2 protein-coding genes are annotated in these 2,741 nt (G+C 66.4%); both read left to right on the top strand.

Annotated elements, in window-relative coordinates; genetic code table 11:
* On the top strand, window positions 1–1,579 hold a 1,579-nt coding region (locus tag ADL15_RS11840), incomplete at its 5' end, for a non-ribosomal peptide synthetase (protein ID WP_157441323.1).
* Window positions 1,471–2,741 (top strand): methyltransferase (locus tag ADL15_RS11835; RefSeq protein WP_157441322.1); only part of this gene is annotated, 1,271 nt, incomplete at its 3' end. The genes ADL15_RS11840 and ADL15_RS11835, both read left to right, overlap by 109 nt.

Here is a 2,741-nt window from a genome sequence, read left to right as displayed (position 1 = left end):
GCGTGAGGTGGATCTGGCCGCGTACGGCCAGCAGGATGTGCCGTTCGAGTATCTGGTGGAGGTGCTCAACCCGGCACGCTCGATGGCACACCACCCGCTCTTCCAGGTGGCGCTCGCCGTGCACAACACCCCCGGCGGCGAGTTCGTCCTTCCCGGCCTGCAGGTCACCGGAGCCAAGGTGGGCACCGGCACCTCCCGGTTCGACCTCTCCTTTCACTTCGCCGAGCACCACGCACCGGACGGCACTCAGTTGGGCGTCGGGGGATTCGTCGAGTTCAACACCGATCTGTTCGACCGAGAGTCGGTCGACATCCTCGTGCAGCGGTTGCGCCGGGTGCTGTCCGTGGTGGTCGCGGATCCCGCGGTACGCGTCGCGACCATCGACGTCCTGGACGTGCCGGAGCGGCTGTCCCTCCTGGAGCGCTCGCGAGGACCCGAGCGACTCGGCGCCCCGGCCACGTTGCCGGAGCTGTTCGAGGCGCAAGTGCGACGCTCGCCGGACGTGGTCGCCCTGGTGGCCGACGACAGCCAGTTGACGTATCAGGAGCTGAACAGCAGGGCCAACCGGCTGGCGTGGTGGCTGATCGAGCGAGGAACCCGCCCGGAGGATGTCGTCGCGCTGGCCCTGCCGCGCTCGGTGGACCTCGTGGTGGCGATCCTCGGGGTGACGAAGGCGGGAGCCGCGTTCCTTCCCGTCGATCCGGATTACCCGGCCGAGCGGATCGCCTTCATGCTGGCCGACTCCCGCCCGCGCGTGGTGCTCACCGCCGGTGGCTTCGTTCCCGCGGCCGCCGCCGACGTGGTCTCCCTCGATGCCGCCGCGATCGTCGAGCAGATTGGCAACGCCCGCGTCGACGACCCCCTGCCGCAGGACAGGCTGTCGGCCCTGACGCCGTCCAGCCCTGCCTACGTTATTTACACGTCCGGCTCGACCGGCATGCCCAAGGGCGTGATGGTCCCGCACACCGGCATCGGGACGCTGGCCGCGGTGATGGGGGAGCGGTTCGGCATCGGCGCCGGTTCGCGGGTGCTGCAACTGGCGTCGCCCAGTTTCGACGCCGCCATCATGGAATTGCTGATGGCGTACGGATCCGGCGCGACGCTGGTGGTCGCACCGCCGGTGCGCCTGGCCGGCGACGAACTGGCATCATTCGTCAACGCCTCGGACGTGACGCACGCCCTGATTTTCCCGACGGTGCTGTCCTCGATGGATCCCGCTGAGGTGGCAGGACCGGCGACGCTCGTGGTCGGCGGTGAGGCGTGCTCCAGCGATGTGGTCACTCACTGGTCGCAGGGCCGCCGGATGTTCAACGCCTACGGCCCGACCGAGATCACGATCGCTGCGTCCATCAGTGAGGAGCTGGTCGGCCCGGGAACGCCGCCGATTGGTCGGCCGGTGGATGGTGCGCGGGCGTATGTGTTGGATGCGGGTTTGCAGCCGGTTCCGGTGGGTGTGGCGGGTGACGGCCGGTGGATGGTGCGCGGGCGTATGTGTTGGATGCGGGTTTGCAGCCGGTTCCGGTGGGTGTGGCGGGTGAGTTGTATGTGGCCGGTGCTGGGGTGGCGCGGGGTTATTTGAATCGGCCGGGTTTGAGTGCGGTGCGGTTTGTGGCTGATCCGTTTGCTGGTGGTGGTGGGCGGATGTATCGCACGGGTGATGTGGTGCGGTGGCGTGCCGGTGGTGTTTTGGAGTTTGTGGGGCGTGCTGATGATCAGGTGAAGGTGCGGGGTTTCCGTATTGAGCTTGGTGAGGTTGAGGCGGCGCTGAGTTCGTGTGCTGGTGTGGTGCAGGCGGCGGTGACGGTTCGGGAGGATCGTCCGGGGGATCGCCGGTTGGTGGGTTATGTGGTGCCGGCTGTTGCTGCCGATGATGGTGGTGGTGCGGTGCAGGTGGATGAGTGGCGTGAGATTTATGAGTCGTTGTATGCCGCTGGTGGTGAGCCGGGGGAGGATTTCTCGGGCTGGAATTCTAGTTATGACGATGCGCCGATTCCGTTGGGGCAGATGCGGTTGTGGCGGGATGCGGCGGTGGAGCGGATCGCTGCTTTGCGGCCGCGGCGGGTGCTGGAGATTGGTGTCGGTACCGGTTTGCTGATGTCTCGGGTGGCGCCGGGTTGTGAGCGGTATGTGGGCACGGATTTCTCGGCGGCGGTGATCGACCGGTTGCGTGCGCGTTATGACGGTGCTGACGGGGTGGAGTTGTTGTGCCGTCCGGCGGATGTTTTTGACGGGTTTTCCGCGGGTGATTTCGATCTGGTGGTGATCAATTCGGCGGTGCAGTATTTCCCGGGTATTGACTATTTGACCCGGGTGTTGGACGGGGCGGCGGGTGTGCTGGCCGACGATGGGGCGATCTTCGTCGGTGATGTGCGTAATCATCGGTTGGCGCGGGCGTTTCACACTGCTGTGCAGGTGGGTCGTGAGGGTGGCGCCGGTGATGTGGCGGTGCTGGGCCGGGCGGTGCAGCAGGCGGTTCTGCTGGACAAGGAATTGCTGATCGATCCGGATTATTTCACGGCGTTGGTGGCGCGGTCGTCGTTGTTGAGTGCGGCAGATGTGCGGTTGAAGCGTGGTGGTTATGTCAATGAGCTGACCCGTTACCGCTATGAGGTGGTGTTGCATCGGCGGGCGCAGCGTGATGTGGCGGCGGTGGACACGCTGGCGTGGTCGGGGCTGCGTTCGCCGGGGGCGTTGCGGGATCGGTTGCGGGCCGGGCAGGGCTGGTTGAGGGTTACCGGGAT

This window comes from Actinoplanes awajinensis subsp. mycoplanecinus (genome assembly GCF_001509495.1).
GTDB lineage: Bacteria > Actinomycetota > Actinomycetes > Mycobacteriales > Micromonosporaceae > Actinoplanes > Actinoplanes palleronii.
This window is presented reverse-complemented; position numbering and strand designations above follow the sequence as displayed.